Genomic DNA, 20,821 nt, shown 5'->3' with positions numbered 1-20,821 from the left:
AGCGACTTCTTCCTTATTTAGTAATTCTATTGTCTGATTCTGACATAAGTAAAGAGTTATCCAGCTCTTCGGCGATTTTGCGGGCTCCACGCACGGCAAGGGCGACAGCGGTCAGCGTTGGATTACAGGCCGTCGCAGTAGGAATGACCCCGTTGCCGGCAACGAAAAGCCCCGCGGCTGCCCAGACTTCGCTATCCGGAGAGCAAACACTTTCCCCGTCGTCTGCACGGCCCATGCGCGTCGAGCCCTGATAGTGCAGTGATGCGCCCGGTGGCAGCGCGAAGGGACGTTCGTCCAAGGGACGTCCCACTGCCTTCCCAAGCCGCACAATCTCCGCCTTTGCCCGCTCGATCACCTCATGGTCGCGCTCCGTCAGGCGGTAATGGATGCGCATGGCCGGCATTCCGTAAGCGTCCCGGACGTCATCATCAAAGGCCACGCGATCCTCGCGCTGTAGATCCTTGGCGCAGAACAGCCCCAGGCCAACAATCGAACCGGGCACCACGGGATCGTCGTCAGCCAATGGCACCGGCGAGGCATCCAACTGCATAATCTGGCCGTGGAAAGGGACATCATCGGTGTACGGAACCCAGGCCACGCCGCTTTGCTGCGTAAGCCCGCCGCGGCCTTGCGCAGCTTCCTCCTGCGCAGGGGCCGTGACGCCTTCCAATCGACTGGCAAATACCACCTGCGGTTGATCATTGAGGTAGCGGCCCAGTGCCTTCGGCCGGATACCCGAAGCCCAGAGCAGCTGAGGGGTCCGCAGCGCATCCGCCGCAACCACCACGAAGCGCGCCGCGACCGTATGGCTCCCGCCAGTCCGGCGGTCCTGGACTTCGACGCCCGCAACCCTGCCGCCGTCGAGCATTACTTTGGTGACCAGCGACTCGTCGAAGAGTTCAAAGCGCGGATTCTGCCGGGTTGCCTCGCCCATGACGACGTCGGCACCTGACCACATGAGGCGGCCGTCGGCTTCGCGGTGGACCGCAAGGGGCATGGCCTGGACGCGCAGGGCGGGCTCACGTCCCTTGTCGACCACAGCCGCCAACCGCCCGCGGACGAGATCCGAGAAGGGAGCGCCGTCGAAGGCGTGGGTCGTGACGCCCAGGAGACGCTCGGCGTCGTCCAGCAATCCGTCCATGTCCTGAATGAAGCTGATGCGCTCCTTGCCGGAAGGGCGGGGGCACGCCGCAGTCCAGTGCGCCCCCATGCCACCGACGTTGCTGGACATTGCGGCAACGGGCATGCCGTCCTCGCCGGGGAAGGCATAGCCCTCACTGAGCAAGTAGGTTCCTGGCCGCGCCCTGCGTTCGCCGCTTTTCACGGCACCTGGCGAGTTCACGGTCGCTGCGCCCGCGCCCGGGCCTTCGGAAGCAAGCTGCGCGGCGGCGCGAACATGCTCATCAGCGATGTTCTTCACATGTGCGCCCGGAGGATTGCTGACGGTTGGGCCCACCTCGAACATTGCGATGGTAGCCTCAGGCGCTTCCTCGCTCAGGATTCGCGCATAGGTGGACGCCGTAGGACCGCTGCCGACGATTACAACGTCAACCGCCGAGGGATAGGACCGCTGACTCACCGGGCGGCCACCAATTCCTGAATGCGTCGGACGGACTTCGCGGAATCGATGGTTGGGTAGTATTCGAGGCCGATCGGCCCGCTGTACCCGCTGGCCTCCAGGTCTCCCAGCCGCGCATTCCAATCGATCGAACCGGAACCCGGCTCGCCACGGCCCGGCGCGTCCGCGATTTGAACGTATTTGATGAAGTCGCCCGCATTGGCCAGTTCCGCGGCCACATCTTCGCCTTCAACGGTGGAGTGGTAGAGGTCGTACAGGACTCCGAACCCGGGCGAATTCACGCCGCGCGCAATGTAGACGGCCTCCGACGTCCGGTCCAGGAGGGCCCCGGGATGGTCCACGCGCACGTTGACGGGCTCCAGGACCAAGGTGATGCCGGACCCCTGGATGTGGTTCACGCCCTTGGTGAAGATCTCGATGAGCTCATCGAGTTGGTCCTGTCGCTTGCGGCCGCCAAAGCCTGTTCCGCTTCCAACCACAATGCGTGGGCAGCCAAGCTGGCGCGCAACCTCGACACCGGCATCGAGCCCCTCGTAGAAGGGTTCGTGGTTTTTGGGAGGGATCATGAACTGCATCCGCGGCTCCGCCAGCTGGGCGGTGAGCTGCACTCCGGTCTCCTCCAACGCGGCCTTCAGCGCGGGGATGTCCTTGCCCGTTGGACCCCACATCTCAACGGCATCAAATCCCGCCGCTGCCGCCGCACGCACACGATCAGCGGCACTTTCGCCTGCTTCAGCGAACAAAAGGTCGATATTCGGCGCAAGTTTAAACATGGTTATCTCCTGGAAGTAAGGGGTGTTTTCTAAAACATGGGGTGGTGGACGGCGTCCGTTAGCCCTTCAGGCCGCCGGAGAAGCCTTGGATGAAGCGCTTCTGGGCGAAGAGGAACAACGCCAGGATGGGAATCATGGACACGATCACGATTGCGAAGATGGAGTTCCACTGCGAGACCAGGGAGCCGATGAAGTAGTACATCGCCACAGGCAGCGTCTGGTTGCTGGAGCCACCCAGGAAGATCAGCGAAGTGAAGAAGTCGTTCCACACGATCAGTCCCGCGAAGATGGTCACCGTCCCGGTGGCCGGAGCCATCATCGGGAAAACTACCTTGGAGAACACCTGCGTTTTGCTTGCGCCGTCAATGGTGGCCGCTTCTTCGTAATCCGTGCCCAGGCCGCGGAAGAAGTTGGAGTACAGGAAGATGGACAGGGGCAGGAGCATGCCCGTGTACAGGACGATCAGGCCCCAGGCCGAGCCCGTAAGACCCAGGGAACGCGCGCCCATGTACAGGGGAACCGCCCCCAACTGGCCTGGCAGGATGATGGCGATCAGGAACAGGTAGTAGGCGCCCTTGCTCCAACGGCGGGTTGACCGTGAAATGACGTACCCAGTAATGGAGCCAAGGGCGATCAAGCCAAGGATGCTGCCGGTGGTGATGATGACGCTGTTCACAAGGCCAAGCACCACATTTGAATTGCCTTGGGCCGTCAGGACGGCGGTGAAGTTGCTGAAGTCAGGGCTCGACGGCGGTGCCAGCGGCGAGGTCGTGTAGATCTCACCATCGGACTTCAGCGCAGTGGTCACCAGGAAGTAGAACGGGGAAAGAAAGAGGAGGGCCAATGCCCACAGACCGATTTCGCGGAGAACGGTGAGTTTCGTGTAGCGGAACATTGTTAGTCCTCGGGGTTCGATCGCGTCAGCCGCTGCTGGATTACGGCGAAGAACAGGATGATGACGGCCAGCACCAGGGCCAGGGCGGCGCCGCCGCCGAAGTTGCCGAGCGCAAATGCCTGCTTGTAGACCTGCGTGGCAAGGGTTTCAGTGGCGCCTGCCGGGCCTCCGCCGGTGAGTGCCATGATGGGGTCGAAGACCCGGAGCCCCTGAACAATGCCCAGGGTTGATGCGATGGCTACGGCCGGACGGATAGCTGGAAGGGTGACGTTCCAGAAGCGCTGCCACATGTTGGCGCCGTCGATGGCCGCGGCCTCCTCGATTTCCACGGGAACGCCTGCCAGGCCTGCCATGAAGATCACCATGGCGAAACCGGTGCTGCCCCAGACCAGGACAATCAGTACTGTCCAGATGGCCCATTGCGGGTCCGCCAACCACGGCTTGGCCAGGTCACCAGCGCCGATCGAGGCGAGGAAGACATTGATGGGACCGTCGAAATCGAAGATGTACTTCCAGATGTAGGCCGTTGCCAGCGGGCTGAGGACCACGGGCATGAAGAACAACGTGCGCAGTACGTACCGTGTCTTTATTACCCGGTTCAGGCCCAGGGCGATGAAGAGGCCGGCAACGTTGCTGATAAATACGGAGGAAAAGGCCAGGAAGAGGGTATTCAGCAAGGCCCCAAGCTTGGTCGGATCCTTGAAGATTGCCTCGAAGTTTGCCAAGCCAACCACTTTGAAGGAGCCGATACCGGTCCAGTTGGTGAAGGCGAAGTAGCCGCCAATTCCGGTGGCTACGTAGTGGATGGCGATGACGAGGGCGATCCCGGGGAGCGCCCACCACCAGTGGCCGAACTGCAGGGACCCACCCCGGGAACGGACCTTTCGGGCCGCTCCCGGGTTTCGCCTGCCTCGCCGGGAAGCGTCAGCTGCTTCGGTTTTCGATTGCATCGTCGCAGTCATGGTAATCCTTGCTCGTCCCTTTGAGTCGTCGGAACTTCGGTGGGGTTCTTATCTGGTCTTAGCCCCAGGCCGCATCCATGGCCTGCAGCACCTGGTCAACCGACTTCTGGCCTGTCAGGAGACCCTGAACACCCGTTGCGAGGGCATCGTAGACAGAGGAGTTCGGCCACTGGCTGTTGGGAAGCGGGCCGTACTTGCCGTCCTTGATGAGGTCCCCGACGTTCTTGTAAGCGCCGGATGCGTAGTCGTAGCTGTCCAAACCGCTAACGGGAAGTGCGCCATCAATCTCCGCGAACGCCTTGGTCTGCTCAGGTTCGGCAGCCCAATCAAGGAAGGCCTTGGCAGCATCCTTGTTCTTGGAAGCGGCATTGATGGAGAAGGAGTAGTTCGCGCTGGCATAAACGAAGCCCTTGTCGGAGCTCTGCTCGGACGGAAGCGCGCGGACTGCAAAGTCGGAATTAGCCGCTGCCGTCTTGAGCTGCTTCCACGAAGGAGCAGGGATGAAGCCGGCAAGGGAAGAGCCACTCGCGAGGCCCTTGGTGATGGCGTCGAAGCCGGCGCCCGCTGCGCCCTTCTGGAAGCAACCTGCTTCGTTGAGCTTGACGACGGCCTGCAGCGCGTCCTTCCAGCCTTGGGAGTCGGCGAAGGTGGTTTCCTTACTCACACGCTTTTCGTTCCACTTGGGATCCTCAGCGTAAACCCGGGAGGCCGCGAGGGACATGGCCATCAGGCCGGTGTTGGGTGCGGCTGAGCCGGCCAGGGCAAAGAATGACTTGCCGGAAGAACTGAGCGAGGAGCACTGCTTTTCCAAGGACGAGAAGTCGCTGGGGAAATCGGAGACGCCGGAGGCCTTGGCTGCGGTCTCATTGGTCACCAGCCCGACGACGGTCATTTCGGCAGCCTGCCCGTAGACCTTGCCGTCCTTGCCGAACAAGGCTTCACTGCCCACTGGAACCAACTTCTTGGCCGAATCATCCAGGGGTTCGAGGAAGTTTGCATCGACCAGTGGAAGGATGCTTCGGCCTGTTCCCGATCCGGGCGACGTCACAATGACGTCCGAGGCGTTGCCGGCCTGCAACTGTGTGCGGACGGTCTGGTCGTAGGAATCGTTCGGCTGCGCATTGAACGTGATCTTCACGTCCGGGTGCGCTGCCATGTACTGCTCGCCAAGCTTCTGGAACGGGCTCTCAATGGTGTTGGAGGTAGCGAACGTCAAGGAGAACTCCTTGGAACCTCCCGCGCTGCCGGCGGTGGTAGAGCCTGAGCAGCCTGTCAGTGCAAGTGCAGCAGCGGTTGGGATGACGAGAACGCCGAGCTTCAGTCCTCGAAAGCGGTGCTGTGTCATTTTCAGCCTTTCTGACTTCTTTGTCTTATCGGGAGCGCCGTGACCCCCGTCACTCATCAGTATGCACGGCATTTGCCAGAAAGACACATAAGTATTTCGAATGCCGCACATAAGTACGGCTGTTTCGGGTAAAGGCATGACCCTCGTATCTCTGTGAGGCGCTTCAGGTCCACAACGGAAACGTCATCAGGGCCGTGGATACACTGGTCCTGCTACGCCTTCTGTTTCCCAAGGCCCCGACTCAAAGGATTGCCGTCGTGACGGACCACGCCCTGCTTTCCAGGCTCGACCTCAACCTGCTGACGTCCCTGGATGCCCTCATTACCGAACGCAGCGTGACCCGTGCGGCCGAGCGCCTGCATTTGAGCCAGCCAGCCTTGAGTGCTTCATTGGCCCGCCTCAGGAACCACTTTGGCGATCCGATCCTTGCCCGCCGGGGGAACACCTACGAGCTAACCCCGTTCGCCCTAAGGCTGGCCGAGCACACCACATTGGCCCTCGACGCCGCCCGCCGCGTCTTCGAGAGCCAAGCCAGCTGGGAACCCAATGAATCGGCGCGGGAGTTTTCCATCTATGGATCGGACTACGGTTTCACCACGGTTGGGCGGGTTGTTTCGGAACTCGCAGCAGAGCGTGCCCCGGGAGTCCGCTTCCGGTTCATGCTTCACAATCCCGTGGTAGTCGAGGACGCCGCCAACCGCTTGAGGGCGGCAGACGGCATGGTTATTCCCCACGGGATCCTCACGGGCCTCCCGTTCGTGGATTTGTGGCGCGACGATTGGCTTGCCGTAGTTTCAGAAACCAACCAGGAAGTGGGCGAGGAGGTCTCCATGGACAACATCGCCAACCTGCCGTGGGTCATGACCTATCAGTCGCGCTCAGCATTCACGTCCGCCGAGCGCCAAATTCAGCAGTTGGGCATTGAGCCGCGCGTGGAAGTAGTAGTGGAGAGTTTCCAGGCACTCCCACACTTCGTCGCAGGAACAAACAGGATCGGGCTCATCCAGGCAGCCCTGGCCCCCATTGCCCGTCGCTTGGGCGGCGTCCGGATCCTGCCGCTGCCGTTTCCGGCAACACCGTTGGTCAACGCCCTGTGGTGGCATCCCGTCCACAACGCCGACTCCGAGCACATTTGGATGCGCGGCCTCTTCGAAGAAGCCGCCGCGATCGTCGCTGCCGAAACCGAGCCCAAAGCGTAGAGCCCGGCCGGAGAACCGGCCGGGCTGCAGGGAGCTCGTGCGTCAGACCTTGGCCACCGCGGCACGCATGCTGCGCCTGATGAGGTCATGCTGCTTCCGAACCAGCAGTAAGGGATCCACCTCACCCAACTCGGCGAAGGCATGCCCTTCCCATTCACTGGACCAATAGCCCCGGTACCCGCCTTCCACGAACACGCGGACGAGTTCCGGGTAATCGATGGCGGGTTCGTTGCCGTCGTCGTCGATGTCGTAGAACTTCGCGTGCACGTGCATGATCTGCGGCATGATGTCCGCCCAATCGCCCGGGCTGACATGTCCGTGCATATTGAAAGCGAGGTGCGCGAAGGAGCCGAGCCGGGCGGGATCAAAGTCCCGGCTCCGGAGGTACCCGATGAACTCTTCCTGGCGCTCCCGCATTGAGGCCTCCGTGGACCAGATGGCCTGCAGGCGCTCCAGCGCTTCTTCATCCAGTCCGGCCCGCGAAACGGCCCGCAACAATGTTGGAGACATGCTGTGCATGGTGGAAGAAAAATCGGCCACGAAGCCCAGCAAAGGAGAATCCAATTCGTCGTAAACGTCCCGGACTTTCATGATCTCGGGGGAATTCGGACCCAAGGGAGCATGGATCTCGTACGCCAGCTTGAGCTCCAATTGTTCGGCAAGAGGGAGCAGTCGGCGCAGCAGCTCCGGCTTGGCACTCTGGATCCGGACCAGCGGAAATCCCAGCTTCTTTGCCCCGCGGAAGAGCGTCTCCGTAAATTCGTATTCTTCGTCCGGCGTCATATCGCGGTCCCGACGGCGGCCCATGTCCAGGTTGGCACCGAAGGAGCTGGCGTCAAAACCGTGTTTGTCGAAGGCTGCATGCCAGGACTTGGCGAAGTCATCGCTCACTGTGGGGTAAGTGGGCAGCACCTGGGAAGCGACAATTTCGATGCCGGGTCCGATTCCGAGATCCGCCACCCTGTTCAGCAACCCATCGAAGTCGTACCATCCTGCCCGGAACTCCGCACTCGCCGAGTAGAGGGTCAACCCCAAGGAGAACGGATCCTGGTCCGCTTTCGGCGGTGGTGGCGTGACCGGCGTCGTGGTTTCAGGTGCGGGTGCGTCGCGGTCCACAACCGTCAGCTCAAGGGCCTGGCTGACGAAGTTGGGCACGTACATACCCGGCCCGCCATCCTGTCCAGCCGCGATCTGCATGTATGGAAGGCGCAGCTCACCGAAGATTCGGATGGCGTGCTGCTCCCCCGGTTCCACAGGTACCGGCCGACGCGCAATAAGGCGCGGGTGCTCCTGCAGGAACCACAGGGTTTCAGCTTGCGCCGGAAGTTCCGCCAGGGCGTACGTCTTTCCGCCAAGCTCGAAGGAGAGGTCCTGCTGCGGAACCTCCTCACCGTCCACTGTCAGCTTCAGGGTGGAGACGGATGAGAGCCAGAGGCTCCGGTACCAGGGAAGGGTCAGCGACAAAGCGAGGCCTTCAGGGTGGGCTCGCAGGCTGTCTTCTTGAATCAGTCCGTTGGGCATTTGTTTCTTCTCTTACTTTGGGTGGTCAGGCGAGTTCGGATGCGATCTTGCGGATCAGCGAATGCTGGCGGCGAACCTGCTCAATGGAGCGCCAGGGGGTCCTCTCGCCCTCGTACTCGCTGGACAAGTAGCCGTTGTATCCAGCGTCGTTCAGGGCCTTGAGGACGGGACGCCACGGAATCTGCTGGTCTTCCAGCTGTTCATCGATATCGTGGAATTTGGCTTGGACAAACACGACGTACTGCGCGACGTCGGCAAAGTCTGCCGGATCCACTCCGATGCCGTCGAGGAAGGCAGGCCTGGTTTCCCTGGTCTCACCCTCCCGCAACGGGATGGGCCGGTCCTGGAAGATTCCAGTGTCGATCAACAGGCCAAAGTTCTTGGTTCCCGTGCGTTCGATGAGGGCAATGTAATCGTCCACCACCGGGTGCTTGATGGGCGTAGGCGAGTGGATTTCGGGGCAGATAACCACCCCCAGTTCATGGGCAAGATCCAGGGAACGCTCCACGGACCCGGTCCAGATGGGGTCCGGGATCAGGTCGCTGGAGACAACTCCGATCTTGGGACGGACGAAACCAAAGCCCAGACGGTTGGCCAGCCTGAGGTCACGCTGCAACGCGGCGGCACCCTCCTGGGCAGTCATGTGCCGGCCGGGGTGTAGCCGCGTATCGATCCACGAGCCGTAATTGGTCGGCTCGAGCGAGTACTTCTCCAGCAAGGCGAACCACTGGTCAATCCAGGCGGCCGTGGGCTCCGGATAGTTGGGCACATGACCCTCCCCCAAAATCTCGACGCCGGTGGCGCCGGTATCTGCCACCGCCGCCAAGGCGGTTTCAAGGTCCAGGACCGTTCCGTAGTCATGCATGAAGCTGTAGAGGGATACGCCATATTGGAACACGCCGCCTCCGCCGCCTTCCGGCGCCAGTGTGATGTGCCGGGAAGCGCGGTGGACAGTTGGCTGATGCTCGATCGGGATGTAGGACATGCGGAGCTTCAACTCGATGTGCACATCATGGACCCCTTGCGGGAGGCCTCCCTCCAACGGCACAGTCACCGTTGCGGCTTCCTCCAGCTGCCAGCGCACCCCTTCGCTCGCCCAGAGTTCGCGGAGGGTGTATGTCTTCCCGCCCAGGGTCCAGAGCGGAACCCCGGCAGGTACGTCCACATGGTTTCCTACCCTGACGGAGATGCCGTCGATGAGGGAGGCAGCCATGCCGCGATAGGAAGGCATGCGCACCCTGAACTGAAATCCAGTAACGCGGTCACCTTCGTGGACATTGCGGAAGCCAGTGGCTTGAAGGAGGTCTCGTTCAAGAAGCATCTTTGCTCTTTCCTAGGTGGGATAGGAAGAGCATAACCTACTTAGGTATGAATTGAACATAAGTAAGCTTGGATCAAACTGAAGTCGCGGACTAAGACGCCACTCTTACTACGATCTTTCCGCGTGTATGTCCCTCCATATTGAGCCGGAAGGCATCCGCAGCCTTGGCCAAGGGAAGCGCCTCCGCCACCTCTACCCGGATCCCATGTTCATCTACCAGGTCAGCGAGCTGCTGCAGTTCGGCACCGACGGGATTCACCCACATCCAGGTTCCGCCATGCGCCTCCACCTCACTGTCTGCAATGGATGCATGCCGGCCTCCTTCGGACAGGACCTTCAGGGTCGCCTCGAGGTTTCCACCCACAAAGTCGGCCACGACATCAATACCATCAGGCTGCAAGGCCCGCACCCTCCCGACAAGCCCTTCACCGTATGCAACAGGTTCCGCGCCAAGCGAGCGGAGAAAGTCGTGGTTCTTTGGGGACGCTGTCGCGATGACCCTCGCGCCGAGCGCCGCGGCGATCTGAACACCGAGGGATCCGACCCCGCCAGAACCGCCATGGATCAAAACCGTCTCGCCTGTTTTGAGCCCGAGACGATTGAGTACCTGGAAAGCTGTGAGCCCGGCCAAAGGAAGTCCGGCCGACTCGTTCCAATCCAGGGAGTCCGGCTTCCTGGCGAGAAGCCGCTCCGGGAGCGCAATGTATTCAGCAAAACTTCCCCCGTGAACGTAGTCCTTGCGGCCATAGGCAATAACCTCATCCCCGGGCTGAAATTGCGGGGCGTCAATTCCCACCGATTCCACAACGCCCGCCACGTCCCAGCCCGGAATGGCCGGGAACTGAAGGTCCATGAAGGAGTCCAAGTAGCCGGCCATGATCTTCCAGTCGACCGGATTTACCGACGCCGCCTTCACCTTCACCAGGACCATACCTGGACCCACTTTGGGCATCGGCTGATCAGTCAGCTCCAGGACGTCCGGGTTTCCGTACTCGCTATAGGTAATTGCCTTCATGGTTAGCGACAACTGCCTGCTCCGCGAGCCTATTCCTATCGGAGCCCAATGTCAGAGGGCGCGGGGTGCGTTTTCCAGAACCATGGAAGCCAGCTCCTTGGCCAACCGGACAGCCCCCGGCTGGGCGTCCAGGTGCGAATTAGAGACCGCCCCGTCATAGAGCAGGCGGATGCGCGCTGCGACATCTGCCGGATCGGCAAACCGAGCCTCTTCGCAGAGCGAGAGGATTGCGTCGGAAAGCCAACCGCGAAACGTTTTCAGGGCTTCAGCCTCGACGCTTCCCGGAAGGGCTTCTGCGTTGGCATTGGCAAACGGACAACCTTTGTATCCGGGCGAGGTCACCGCTTCGTGAAGGGAGTCAAAGATGGCCAGCAATTTCGCCGTGGGCTCGTCAAGCCCGGCCTGATGCCTGGCTATGCGTTCGCGCCGTTGACGGTCGCGGCCCTCCAGGTAGGCGGCAACAAGATCGTCCTTGCCCGAAAAATTGTAGAAGAGCGAGCCCTTGGCTACGCCTGCCTCTTCGATGAGGCGGTCAATGCCAACGGTGTGGACACCCTCGGCATAAAACAACTTGTCTGCGGCATCGAGGAGACGCTGCCGAGCCGGAAGCTTGGTGGAGGCCATGCACAAAGCATATCAGACAGATCTGTCTAAAAGTTCTTGACTTTATTGCACAGACCTGTCTAACTGGCATTAGACCGTTCTGTCTAAGGAGTCTTCACTTGTCCCGTACATTGTCGCCATCCCGCCCTTCGCGGCCGCCCCGCACTTTTCCAGCCAAAGCGGCTTTCCCCGGGCTTGCGTTGGTCTTCGCCGCATTCTTTTTCGCGGCCGGGGCACCCACGCCATTGCTCTCGCTCCGCCAACAGGAGTGGGGCTTTTCGGCCGGCACCCTTAGCCTTGCCTTCGCCATCTACGCAATAGGCCTGTTGGCAGCGCTGCTGGTGGGAGGCTCACTTTCGGATCACCTTGGCAGGCGCCCCGTCATGCTGCTTGCGCTCTACACCGAGCTGAGTGCCATGATCGCCTTCATGGTTGCATCCACCATTACCTGGGTAATCATCGCCCGGGCCCTCCAAGGAATCGCCACTGGCATTGCGACCGGCGCATTCAACGCAGCCATCGCCGAGCAGGCACCGTCCCACCTTAAGAAGCTCGCTGGCGGCCTTGCGGGCGCGTCGGTGGCTGGTGGTCTTGGCATTGGAGCCCTCATAACGGGCGCCGCGGTTCAGTTCACAGCGGACGCCAACCTGCTCATTTTCGCCATTCTCACCGGCGTAATGATCCTCGGCATCGTCTTTGTCAGCTTCACCTCCGAGACGGCAGTGAAACGCCCAGGTGCAGTCCGTTCCCTCACCCCGCGCCTGAGCATTCCCGGCAAAATACGCCGAGAGTTCGCCGCAGGCCTCCCCCTTCACATCGCCGGGTGGATGTTTCCAGCCTTCTTCCTTGGCCTCTCGCCAGTGCTGCTCCGGCTCCACTTTGCGCTGGACGGTGGCCTGGTGGCGGGTTTCACCGCTTTCCTTGGCCCGTTCTCAGCCGCGGTGGCAACCTTTGCATTTGGCCGCCATCCCGCCCGACACAGCTCACTGGCCGGGGTCTCCTTCATTCTGCTCGGGATCCTGGCGGTCCTCTTCGGAATCAATGCAACCTGGCTGCCCGCGGTCTGGATTGGGGCAGTACTGGGCGGAATTGGGTTCGGCGGATCGTTCGGTGGACAGATCCGGCTGATCGCACCGCACATTCAGCCGCATCAGCGCGCCGGCGTATTCGCCAGCATTTACGCGGCCGCCTACCTTGCCTTCAGTCTGCCAGTGATCATCGCCGGCCAACTCGCACCCGTGTGGGGCCTCGTGCCAACTTTGCTTGCATACGGAGTGACCCTCTCTGCCTTCGCTGCCGTGGGCATCGTCATCCAAGCGGTGCTGTTGAAGTCTGAGTCCACTCCCAAGCCTGCCCCGGCGCGATCCACAGTGACGGCCAGCAGCCGGCCGGATTAATACCTGCCGCCGACTTTGTGGGAGTACGACGGCGGGCGGCCGCTCATCAGCGCAACGCCGCCTGCCGCCGTCGAGCGTTCCACACCGGATGCTTCACGTCCGTTGACCGTCCGTTTCCGTTGACTGGCCGTTTCCGTTGACTCGCCGTTGCTCAGGGAGGACGCTGTGAGAAACCCGCCCTTGTGGAGGAGGAACCATGGATCCCCGGGAGGAATTCCTTGCATGGGCTGAACCTGCCCTGCATGCTGCGGAGGCCGCTCTTGTCACTGGGGACCCCTCGCGCCGCATTGAAATGTGGTCCCACCGGGAGCCAGTAAGCCTGTTTGGAGCAGTGGGCGTCTCCACCGCAGGGTGGACCCAGCTGGAACCGACATTTCGGCGGGTAGCAGCCCGGCTTGCAGGAGGCCGAGACGTCACGTTGGACGTTATGGCGTTCGACGTCGTGGGAGACATGGCGTACACCGCCGCCATAGTCCGCTTCACCGGCACAATTGACGGAAGCGCTCCCCGCCCGTTCGCTCTTCGAGCCACCAGCGTCTTCCGACGCGAGGACGGTGAATGGAAAGTCATCCACGAACACACCGACTTCGTCAGCCCGGAAGACACGGTGCCCAGCGGCCGGTCCTAATCCTGCGAGGGCGCAACGACGGTCTTGGCAGCTGTCTGGGCCGTGATGGAACTGTCCGCCTTGGAGGGCATGGCGACGACGGCAATGACCGTAAGCACGGCACTCACCAGCACGGCCAGGAAGACAGCGGTGGAAGCGGACACCGTTGTTTGCGGATCGGGGCCGCCGCTGGGGCCGCCTGCGTAAATGGCATTGGCGATCGCACCGTAAACGGCCACACCAATCGAACTACCGATGGAACGGGCAAAAAGATTCGTGCCGGTAACTACCCCGCGTTCGTTCCATTCAACGCTCGCCTGCGCCGCGATCAGGCTCGGCGTCGCGACCAACCCGAGTCCCAGGCCAACAATGAAGCAGGCCACGGCCACCAACAACACGTTGGGTGATGAGGCGGTGAGGGCAAGCACGGCAGCGCCGATGACCGTCACGGAAATACCGATCAAAGCCGTCCTTCGGAACCCGATCCGGAGGTAGAACCGGCCAGCCTGGGACGCGCTGATTGGCCAGCCGATCGTCAAGGCTGCCAAAGCGAGTCCGGCAAACACCGGGGAAGTCGCCAGCGCTCCTTCAAGGAACGTTGGGACGTATGAGGTGAGACCAAGCATGGCTGCGCCGACGCCAAAGGAGATCAACGCCGTCGTCACCAGTAGCCGGCGGGAAACAACCCACGGTGGGAGGACAGGCTCAGCCGCCTTCCTTTCAACGAAGAGGAAGGCGACGAACACCAAGGCCCCGACGGCAAAGACCGTGATGCTTATGGAGGAGTTCCAAGGCCAGGCTTGGCCGCCCTCAAGCGCTCCCAGGATGAGCAGGCTCAACGCGACCGTCAGGAGCCCTGCTCCCAGGTAATCGACCCGGTGTTTCGTCCGCTCGACGTTCTCGTGGAATGTGCGGACCAGCATCCATCCGGCCAGAAGACACAGCGGGATGTTGATGAAGAAGATCCAGCGCCAGATGCCAAGCGAGGAAAAAATGCCACCCAGCGTCGGTCCCACCACGGAAGAAACGGCCCAGACGCTCGCGAGGTAGCCTTGGACTTTCGCCCGCTCAGCGAGTGTGTAAATATCCCCGGCGATAGTGATCGACACCGGCTGCACGGCTCCGGCGCCCAGGCCCTGAAGCACACGGAAAGCGATGAGGGCGGGCATGCTCCAAGCCAGCCCGCACAAGATGGAACCCAGGAGGAACAGGCCGATCCCGCTGAGGATGATCGGCTTGCGGCCTACCACGTCAGATAGTTTGGCGTAGACGGGCACGGAGACGGCCTGCGCCAACAGGTAGGCCGAAAAGAGCCAGGGAAAAGACGTGAAACCGCCGATGTCATCCACAATCGACGGCACCGCCGTGGCAACTATCGTCGCATCAATGGCCACCAGCCCGGTCGAGAGCATTAGGGCAATGAGGATGGGTCCCCGGCCGGAACGGAACCCGACTCCGTCGGCAGTAGTTTCTGTAGTCACTTATCCCGTCCCGTCGTCATCTCGGCGTGTTCGCGAACATAGCTTTCGGCCCCGAATGGCGTAACCGCGAGGGCCGCCGAAATAGTCCCGGGGCACGAACCGGAACGCCCTCCGTCGATCAGCGGAGGGCTGGCAATAACGACGGCGGGCCATCCGCTGGCTCCAACGTGGAACCAGGGGTGACCCGCCGTCGTCGTAAATTCAGAAAAATCTAGTCGTTGATCAGATCGTGAACCACGATGGTCTGGTCCCGGTCAGGGCCGACGCCGATGGCCGAGAAGCGCGTGCCGGAGAGTTTTTCCAAGGCCAGCACGTAGTTGCGGGCGTTCTCCGGAAGGTCTTCGAGCGTGCGGGCGCCGGTGATGTCCTCGGTCCAGCCGTCGAAGTACTCGAAGATCGGAACTGCGTGGTGGAACTCGGTCTGCGTCATCGGCATTTCATCATGGCGGACACCGTCAACATCGTAGGCAACGCAAACCGGGATCTGCTCGATGCCCGTGAGGACGTCCAGCTTGGTCACGAAGTAGTCAGTGAAGCCGTTGACGCGGGAAGCATGGCGGGCCAACACGGCGTCGTACCAACCGCAGCGGCGGGGACGGCCGGTGTTCACACCGAATTCGCCACCCGTCTTCTGCAGGTACACACCCATCTCGTCGAAGAGTTCCGTGGGGAACGGGCCGGCACCAACGCGTGTGGTGTAGGCCTTGATGATGCCGATGGAACGGGAAATCCGCGTGGGACCAATGCCCGAACCAACGGAAGCACCGCCCGCCGTCGGGTTGGATGAGGTGACGAACGGGTACGTGCCGTGGTCAACGTCCAGGAACGTGGCCTGGCCACCTTCCATGAGTACAACCTTGCCCTCGTCCAACGCGTTGTTCAGCTCCAGCGTGCTGTCGATAACCAGCGGGCGCAGGCGCTCAGCGAAGGAGAGGAAGTACTCAACGATCTCATCCACCACGATGTCGCGGCGGTTGTAGACCTTGACCAGGAGTTCATTCTTCTGGCGCAGCGAACCTTCCACCTTCTGGCGGAGGATGGATTCGTCGAACACGTCCTGGACGCGGATGCCCAGGCGGGCAACCTTGTCCATGTAAGCCGGCCCAATGCCACGACCCGTGGTACCGATGGCACGGCTGCCGAGGAAGCGCTCCGTGACCTTGTCCAGGACCTGGTGGTATGGAGCCACAAGGTGTGCGTTGGCCGAAACGCGCAGGCGGGACGTGTCCGCGCCACGGGCCTCAAGGCCGTCAATTTCCTGGAAGAGTGCCTCGAGGTTCACCACACAGCCGTTGCCAATAATGGGAATGGCATTGGGGCTCAGAATGCCCGCGGGAAGGAGCTTCAGCTCATACTTCTCACCGCCAACCACCACGGTGTGCCCGGCGTTGTTACCGCCGTTGGGCTTGACCACGTAGTCAACACGGCCACCGAGCAGATCGGTAGCTTTGCCTTTGCCTTCGTCGCCCCACTGGGCTCCGACGATCACGATAGCGGGCATGGGATCCTCCCCCATTCTTTCGGGCGAGACCAAGCCGGATGGCCAGGACTCGACGCCGTACATGAGAATGCCCCGACCTACCGGTGCAGCCTGCCGCGGGCGGCGGCGTACGCAAGAGTTTCGGGGCTCTTACCAGCCAAGTTTAGCCGATGGGGCTTCAAACTCTGGCGTCAAGAAGCCTTCCGAGGACGTTTTGCCCAAGTTTTGGAGTACCCGGGATGACCATTCAGAGATTGGTGCAGGATCCTCCGATGCCGGCGACCAGGCCTGCATTGGCCCTGACCGACACGGGCGTGGACTTCCACCCGGCCGCTGAGATGTAGATATCCACTTGAAACTGCGTGTTGAATCCAAGAATGCCGCCGAGGAGTGTGGCCGGAATGTCCGTGGTGTAGCCGGCCGAAGAGCCAGTGGTATTCGCAGTTCCCGGATATCCCTGGAGGGTGGTCACGGTGGATCCTGCCGTGAGCAGGTGAACATCAATGACGGCGTTCGTCAGGTTTGGGTACGTGGCCGGGGGTTTCCAAAAGACCCTGACGTAAGCGCCGGCGCCGAGGAGCGTCGGGTGATATTCGCAAGGCCCATTCAACGTAGCCGGGGGAATCGTGATGGTCCCAAAGCTGCCCCTGCCGAATTCGCTCCGCTGCCAGGACGCATCGGTCGTGGGCGGCGGGCTTGAGGCGGAGATGAGCAGGGACGGGAAGATCAGCAGGGACAAGGCTACTGCCACGGAACCGAGCCTACCGGGCCGCTTCTTCATGACTGAGCACCCCGCAAGCGGGCAAGAGCGAAGCCTGTGGCTACCGCAAGCAGGCCCAGCATCGCTGCGCCACCCAGCCTGGCACCGGTATCGGCCAAGCCAATGGACGACGGCGGCCCGCCCGGACGTGCTGTGACCGCACCGGGGACGGGATCTCCAGCCGCGTCACCCGAGCCAAGAACGCCCAGCACAATCTGCGTGCGGCCCCCTTGCAACTCTGCGGGAACGTCCTCCGCGAGCGCCGCGCTCACAAGGATGTGCGATCCGTTGGACCAGGTGCTGCCATCCTTCATGAGGTCGATCCTCAAGCCCTCGGCGAGATGCAGGCCCGTGGGCTCAAGCAAGCTCCGTTCACCGCTCGCGCACATGGCGCCGTTCCATGGCTGTTCACAGGAGCGCAATTGCACGCTGAGGTAGTCCCGGAGCCCCCTGGATTCACTATCCGGGCCTGCAGTTTCGGTCGGCTGGATCCACACTTCCAGCAAACCGGCGCCCTCACCCCGCGCATGCACGTCCACCGCCCAATCCGCTGTCCCACCAGGGGTGAGACGGTGCACCTCCCCGGTCGGACCGGCGTCGAGCTCCAACCAACCGGAAGGTCCTTCCTGGGCGTTGGCTGGTACGGCAGCACACAACAAGAGAGCGAGCAGCCCGGTAAGGGCCCCCAACCTAGGCAGCAGCATGTTGCCCTCTTTTGCGGCGCTGGCCGCGCCGGGATCCGCTTCGAGGCCACAGTACCCAACTCACCAGCGCCGCTACGCAGACCGTGGTTGCGCCCAACACCACCGGGTTGGCCGCTGCAGCCAGGGGATACGCCAGACCGGGGACGGACCAGAGCACAATCCGGACCCGCTCCACGACGTAGGGCGCCGGATCAGCCTCGGCGTTGGCGTCGCCTTTCATGGTGATAGTGCGGGCAGCTCCCTCCGCAGGCCCAACGCTCTGGATCCTGTGCGTGATGGGCAGCTTTCCGGGCCGGTCAACCGTAACAACGTCACCCGTTTTGATCTCGGCAGCCGAAATCTCGCGAACCACGGCCAGCGAACCTGCAGGGATAGTGGGAGACATGGAGCCGGTTTTAAACAGGATCAGGGTGATGTTGAACGCCACCGCGAGAACCACTGCGATAAGGCAGACAGCGCCGCCCGCGGCAGCCAGGTTCAGCAGCGTCTCCCGCAAGCGGCGCTCAAACCGGCCGGACCGGCTCATGAGCTTGAGGTGGCAGTGAACTGCCAGGTCGCGGTTGCTGTCTGGCCCTGCAGCGCATTGTTCGCGCCCGCCGGAAGCGACACTTCAAAGCAGAAGTGCGTGGCTTCCCCCGGCAGGGTCGCAGTGGCCGCCGCCAGCGGATTAACGACGCCGACTGCCTGGCCCATGGTCAAGGGTTTGACGCCGTCGCTGCCCACGACGAAATCGGGGCTCCCAGTGAACGACGACGCCTGGCACGTGGTTGACCGCACGACCCGATACCGCAGCGCCGCACCCAGATCCGCTGTTCCAGTCCCGCTGCTGGTCACCACGGGAATCCCGAGCACCACCTCCCCCGCCACGGACCTTGCTTTGGTCCTGATAGCGAACGGCGCATAGAACACCGTGCCGGGGCTCATCGCGCTGGCATTGAACACCAAAGTGGCACCGGGTGAAACGTCGTTGGTGCTCCATGTCCCCAAGGCGTCATAAGGGCTGGTGACATTGGATTCAGTCTGGAAGACGCTTGCGCCGAATGAACTGCTTGCGAAGTCACTGTCCGTCCACGAAGCCAGGGTCACGGAGCTGCCAAGTCCCAATGCCAGGCCTCCCGCAAGCAGTGCACGGATGCGAAGAAGGACCACACCGCGCTTGGTCTTTGCTCGTCGATAGCCCATGGATCACTGCGATTGGGCGGCGAATTCCCAGGTGGTTGTCCCGGTTTGGGATTGGACAAGGCCCGCATCTGCGGTAATCCTGAAGCATAGATTTACTGGCGCCCCAGGGTCCGTGCCCGCTCCCTGCGCAAGCGCGAAAGTGATGCTGCCCGGCGTCGTACCCAACGTTTGGCCGGCCGTCACCAAAGTTGCCGTGACGGGTTCAGTACAGCCGAAGTCATCTGATTGGGTGAGGGAATATGTCAGGCCAGCCAGGGAACCGGTGGATGCTGTGGTTGAGACAGTGACAGTGGCGTCGTAGCTGGACGCAGCATCCAAGCGGACGGCGAATGGTGCGGTGACCACATCGCCGGGCGAGAGATTGGTGGGGCTGGCCGTAAAGCCAAGAGTTGCCGGGCCCGTCACAGGATTCTCGCCAAACGCCGTTCCATCCGTGCTGCCCTGAAGATTGAAGGCGCCCGCCGTAAACGTGCCTTTGGCAAATTCGGAGTCGTTCCACGCGGCCAGTGTGATCGCCGCGCCAATTCCGAGGACCAAACCACCCGCCAGGATCGCGCGGACCTTTGGAGCCTTGCCGGGACGCTGCCCTGATTCTGGTGACGCTTCTGTTGTTGCAACCACGTTTACCCCCGAGGTAGATGATGCGAATGATGCTCGATCGAAGACTCGTACCTGGCGTCGGAGGTTCCAGAATGGGTCCCCCAAAACCATTAGCCCCAACCCATCATCTGTGCAGGTCAAAGTCAACGACCCTGACCTGCACAGATGGGTTAATGTTCAAGCTCGACAACGCCCCGGAATCCGCCTCCCGCCGTCGAGACGTTCGCCACGCTGCCGGGCAACACGCCGCGTCTCATTTGGGGGCGCGCCGAAACAGGGTGCTCCCGCGCTCATAGTCCGGTAAGGTTAGTTAGCCCCCAACAGCACCCTTTGAGGTTCGGCAGCGGCATGCCCGCGGCCCCTTGGAAAGGTGCGCGCAGTAACACCTAGGAGACCAAACCCCTGATGCAAGACCTGGCGACTGAATCACCCGAAGAACTCCTCTGGAACCGCCGCTACGAACCCCACATCGCCGAGGTCAACGGTCTGTGCGATTCCCTGAAGGAACAGAAGCCAGGCAGCGAGGTCCTCTACATCGACCCCGCCCACAGCATGGATGACTGCCGCATCGTCAGCCTTTTCTCCAACCAGCGCACCAACACCGGCGAGGGTTTCATCACCCCCGGTGACGAAGAAGCAACCACCCGGATGCTCGGCATGCAGTGGCAGTTGGGTCTCCGCCCCGAACTCATGATGCCGTGGAATGCGTACCCCTGGATCGAGCCCAACGAGGAACCGGGCAAGCTGACGCCGGCCAACATCACCGAAGGCCTCAAGCCACTCCTTCGCTTGCTCGCGATCCTGCCGCGCACTTCAGCCCTTGTGGCACACGGCAATGAGGCACACCGCCTTGCCGACCAACTGATGAAGGCCGCCCCTGCCAGCATCGCCCGCCGCGGCTTCAAGACCTTCAAGGTCCGTTCCCTTGGTGGCCGCTCCTTCGCAGGCACACCCGCCCGCCAGCAGGAATACCTTGACGCCATCCATGGCGCCTACGCCGAGGCCATGGCGCGCACGGGCATCCCCCGCAAGGCTTAGTCTCCCCCTTCGTTGCGGGGCCCGCTCTGCGCCCTTGGGACACGCCCAGGCACGCAAAGCAGGCCCCACAACGCACTAACGACGGCGGCCCCCACCTTTTGGTGAGGGCCGCCGTCGTCGTTGGGGTGCTTGTGTTGGGAAGGTGAAGGCGTTAGCCGACCAGCATGCTCCCGCAGGTCCCCGTCACGCACACGCCGCTGGTGGTTACTCTGGGCCGCCCGCGCTTCGCACCCAACTGAGTCGCATTTGTGCGCGTTTAGAAGGCTTCGAATCATGCGGTGATCGCAACACCTGATTATTGAAGGGTGTCGATTGCCGTGGTGAAGTTCTCAAGTCGTTTGGTTGCTGAGGTTGTTCAG

The 20,821-nt window shown here is 62.0% G+C and carries 20 protein-coding genes; 4 read left to right on the top strand and 16 right to left on the bottom strand.

Features of this window, described 5'->3' with window-relative positions:
* Positions 1-13 precede the first annotated feature (13 nt).
* The 5 genes from J2Y41_RS16185 to J2Y41_RS16165 are packed head-to-tail and all read right to left on the bottom strand — an operon-like array spanning position 14 to position 5,554.
* Positions 14-1,579 (bottom strand): GMC oxidoreductase, encoded by a 1,566-nt coding sequence (locus tag J2Y41_RS16185; RefSeq protein ID WP_309929958.1) that lies wholly within the window; start codon positions 1,577-1,579, stop codon positions 14-16.
* Positions 1,576-2,352: a TIM barrel protein gene (locus J2Y41_RS16180; RefSeq protein WP_309929956.1), complete on the bottom strand. Its 777-nt coding sequence runs from the start codon at positions 2,350-2,352 to the stop codon at positions 1,576-1,578. Before J2Y41_RS16180 ends, J2Y41_RS16185 begins: the two co-directional genes overlap by 4 nt.
* Before the next feature lie 58 nt (positions 2,353-2,410).
* Positions 2,411-3,247 (bottom strand): carbohydrate ABC transporter permease, encoded by an 837-nt coding sequence (locus J2Y41_RS16175; RefSeq protein WP_224094046.1) that lies wholly within the window; start codon positions 3,245-3,247, stop codon positions 2,411-2,413.
* A gap of 2 nt (positions 3,248-3,249) precedes the next feature.
* Positions 3,250-4,209, bottom strand: coding sequence for a carbohydrate ABC transporter permease (locus tag J2Y41_RS16170; RefSeq protein ID WP_224094044.1), 960 nt, complete (start codon positions 4,207-4,209; stop codon positions 3,250-3,252).
* A 58-nt stretch (positions 4,210-4,267) separates the two neighbouring features.
* Positions 4,268-5,554 (bottom strand): ABC transporter substrate-binding protein, encoded by a 1,287-nt coding sequence (locus J2Y41_RS16165; protein ID WP_224094043.1) that lies wholly within the window; start codon positions 5,552-5,554, stop codon positions 4,268-4,270.
* 257 nt (positions 5,555-5,811) lie between these two features.
* Between J2Y41_RS16165 and J2Y41_RS16160 the strand changes: the two genes are divergently transcribed.
* Complete coding sequence (locus tag J2Y41_RS16160; RefSeq protein ID WP_224094042.1) at positions 5,812-6,753, top strand: LysR family transcriptional regulator; 942 nt, start codon at positions 5,812-5,814, stop codon at positions 6,751-6,753.
* 42 nt (positions 6,754-6,795) lie between these two features.
* On the opposite strand, the gene J2Y41_RS16155 is transcribed toward J2Y41_RS16160, so the two are convergent.
* The 4 genes from J2Y41_RS16155 to J2Y41_RS16140 form a co-directional block, all read right to left on the bottom strand.
* Positions 6,796-8,274, bottom strand: coding sequence for a DUF6379 domain-containing protein (locus tag J2Y41_RS16155; RefSeq protein WP_309929952.1), 1,479 nt, complete (start codon positions 8,272-8,274; stop codon positions 6,796-6,798).
* A 25-nt stretch (positions 8,275-8,299) separates the two neighbouring features.
* The gene (locus J2Y41_RS16150; protein WP_309929950.1) at positions 8,300-9,595 is read right to left on the bottom strand and encodes a DUF6379 domain-containing protein; all 1,296 of its coding nucleotides are present in this window, start codon (positions 9,593-9,595) and stop codon (positions 8,300-8,302) included.
* 91 nt (positions 9,596-9,686) lie between these two features.
* Positions 9,687-10,610: an NADP-dependent oxidoreductase gene (locus J2Y41_RS16145; RefSeq protein WP_309929948.1), complete on the bottom strand. Its 924-nt coding sequence runs from the start codon at positions 10,608-10,610 to the stop codon at positions 9,687-9,689.
* Between the two features lie 51 nt (positions 10,611-10,661).
* Positions 10,662-11,234 carry a TetR/AcrR family transcriptional regulator gene (locus J2Y41_RS16140; protein ID WP_309929946.1) on the bottom strand — a complete coding sequence of 191 codons (573 nt, stop codon included), beginning with the start codon at positions 11,232-11,234 and terminating at the stop codon, positions 10,662-10,664.
* A gap of 98 nt (positions 11,235-11,332) precedes the next feature.
* Between J2Y41_RS16140 and J2Y41_RS16135 the strand changes: the two genes are divergently transcribed.
* Both J2Y41_RS16135 and J2Y41_RS16130 read left to right on the top strand, forming a co-directional pair.
* Positions 11,333-12,610, top strand: a complete 1,278-nt coding sequence (locus tag J2Y41_RS16135; RefSeq protein ID WP_309929944.1) for an MFS transporter — start codon at positions 11,333-11,335, stop codon at positions 12,608-12,610.
* Positions 12,611-12,806: 196 nt separating this feature from the next.
* Complete coding sequence (locus J2Y41_RS16130; RefSeq protein ID WP_309929942.1) at positions 12,807-13,238, top strand: DUF4440 domain-containing protein; 432 nt, start codon at positions 12,807-12,809, stop codon at positions 13,236-13,238.
* On the opposite strand, the gene J2Y41_RS16125 is transcribed toward J2Y41_RS16130, so the two are convergent.
* The 7 genes from J2Y41_RS16125 to J2Y41_RS16095 form a co-directional block, all read right to left on the bottom strand.
* Positions 13,235-14,629: an MFS transporter gene (locus tag J2Y41_RS16125; protein ID WP_309930241.1), complete on the bottom strand. Its 1,395-nt coding sequence runs from the start codon at positions 14,627-14,629 to the stop codon at positions 13,235-13,237. The genes J2Y41_RS16130 and J2Y41_RS16125 overlap by 4 nt on opposite strands.
* A gap of 280 nt (positions 14,630-14,909) precedes the next feature.
* A complete protein-coding gene (locus J2Y41_RS16120; protein WP_224094034.1) occupies positions 14,910-16,199 on the bottom strand; it encodes an adenylosuccinate synthase in 1,290 nt (429 codons plus the stop codon).
* Between the two features lie 226 nt (positions 16,200-16,425).
* Positions 16,426-16,929 carry a hypothetical protein gene (locus J2Y41_RS16115; protein ID WP_309929941.1) on the bottom strand — a complete coding sequence of 168 codons (504 nt, stop codon included), beginning with the start codon at positions 16,927-16,929 and terminating at the stop codon, positions 16,426-16,428.
* 26 nt (positions 16,930-16,955) lie between these two features.
* Complete coding sequence (locus tag J2Y41_RS16110; RefSeq protein WP_309929939.1) at positions 16,956-17,642, bottom strand: hypothetical protein; 687 nt, start codon at positions 17,640-17,642, stop codon at positions 16,956-16,958.
* Complete coding sequence (locus J2Y41_RS16105) at positions 17,629-18,168, bottom strand: signal peptidase I (protein WP_309929937.1); 540 nt, start codon at positions 18,166-18,168, stop codon at positions 17,629-17,631. The genes J2Y41_RS16110 and J2Y41_RS16105 overlap by 14 nt, the downstream gene beginning before the upstream one ends.
* A complete protein-coding gene (locus tag J2Y41_RS16100) occupies positions 18,165-18,824 on the bottom strand; it encodes a SipW-dependent-type signal peptide-containing protein (protein WP_309929935.1) in 660 nt (219 codons plus the stop codon). Before J2Y41_RS16100 ends, J2Y41_RS16105 begins: the two co-directional genes overlap by 4 nt.
* Positions 18,825-18,827: 3 nt before the next feature.
* Entirely contained in the window at positions 18,828-19,445 is a 618-nt protein-coding gene (locus tag J2Y41_RS16095) for a SipW-dependent-type signal peptide-containing protein (RefSeq protein ID WP_309929933.1), read from the bottom strand.
* A 384-nt stretch (positions 19,446-19,829) separates the two neighbouring features.
* On the opposite strand from J2Y41_RS16095, the gene J2Y41_RS16090 reads away from it, so the two are divergent.
* Positions 19,830-20,462, top strand: coding sequence for a uracil-DNA glycosylase (locus tag J2Y41_RS16090; protein WP_224094028.1), 633 nt, complete (start codon positions 19,830-19,832; stop codon positions 20,460-20,462).
* The last annotated feature ends 359 nt before the right edge of the window (positions 20,463-20,821 follow it).

The organism is Arthrobacter sp. 1088 (genome assembly GCF_031455315.1).
In the GTDB taxonomy this organism is placed as follows: Bacteria; Actinomycetota; Actinomycetes; order Actinomycetales; family Micrococcaceae; genus Arthrobacter.
This window is presented reverse-complemented; position numbering and strand designations above follow the sequence as displayed.

Excerpts from the sequence above, each read along its gene's own strand:
- J2Y41_RS16180 (WP_309929956.1), bottom strand. The coding sequence starts at position 2,352 with ATGTTTAAACTTGCGCCGAATATCGACCTTTTGTTCGCTGAAGCAGGC.
- J2Y41_RS16175 (WP_224094046.1), bottom strand. The coding sequence starts at position 3,247 with ATGTTCCGCTACACGAAACTCACCGTTCTCCGCGAAATCGGTCTGTGG.
- J2Y41_RS16170 (WP_224094044.1), bottom strand. The coding sequence starts at position 4,209 with ATGACTGCGACGATGCAATCGAAAACCGAAGCAGCTGACGCTTCCCGG.
- J2Y41_RS16165 (WP_224094043.1), bottom strand. The coding sequence starts at position 5,554 with ATGACACAGCACCGCTTTCGAGGACTGAAGCTCGGCGTTCTCGTCATC.
- J2Y41_RS16155 (WP_309929952.1), bottom strand. The coding sequence starts at position 8,274 with ATGCCCAACGGACTGATTCAAGAAGACAGCCTGCGAGCCCACCCTGAA.
- J2Y41_RS16150 (WP_309929950.1), bottom strand. The coding sequence starts at position 9,595 with ATGCTTCTTGAACGAGACCTCCTTCAAGCCACTGGCTTCCGCAATGTC.
- J2Y41_RS16145 (WP_309929948.1), bottom strand. The coding sequence starts at position 10,610 with ATGAAGGCAATTACCTATAGCGAGTACGGAAACCCGGACGTCCTGGAG.
- J2Y41_RS16140 (WP_309929946.1), bottom strand. The coding sequence starts at position 11,234 with ATGGCCTCCACCAAGCTTCCGGCTCGGCAGCGTCTCCTCGATGCCGCA.
- J2Y41_RS16130 (WP_309929942.1), top strand. The coding sequence starts at position 12,807 with ATGGATCCCCGGGAGGAATTCCTTGCATGGGCTGAACCTGCCCTGCAT.
- J2Y41_RS16125 (WP_309930241.1), bottom strand. The coding sequence starts at position 14,629 with ATGCTCTCGACCGGGCTGGTGGCCATTGATGCGACGATAGTTGCCACG.
- J2Y41_RS16120 (WP_224094034.1), bottom strand. The coding sequence starts at position 16,199 with ATGCCCGCTATCGTGATCGTCGGAGCCCAGTGGGGCGACGAAGGCAAA.
- J2Y41_RS16110 (WP_309929939.1), bottom strand. The coding sequence starts at position 17,642 with ATGCTGCTGCCTAGGTTGGGGGCCCTTACCGGGCTGCTCGCTCTCTTG.
- J2Y41_RS16105 (WP_309929937.1), bottom strand. The coding sequence starts at position 18,168 with ATGAGCCGGTCCGGCCGGTTTGAGCGCCGCTTGCGGGAGACGCTGCTG.
- J2Y41_RS16100 (WP_309929935.1), bottom strand. The coding sequence starts at position 18,824 with ATGGGCTATCGACGAGCAAAGACCAAGCGCGGTGTGGTCCTTCTTCGC.
- J2Y41_RS16090 (WP_224094028.1), top strand. The coding sequence starts at position 19,830 with ATGCAAGACCTGGCGACTGAATCACCCGAAGAACTCCTCTGGAACCGC.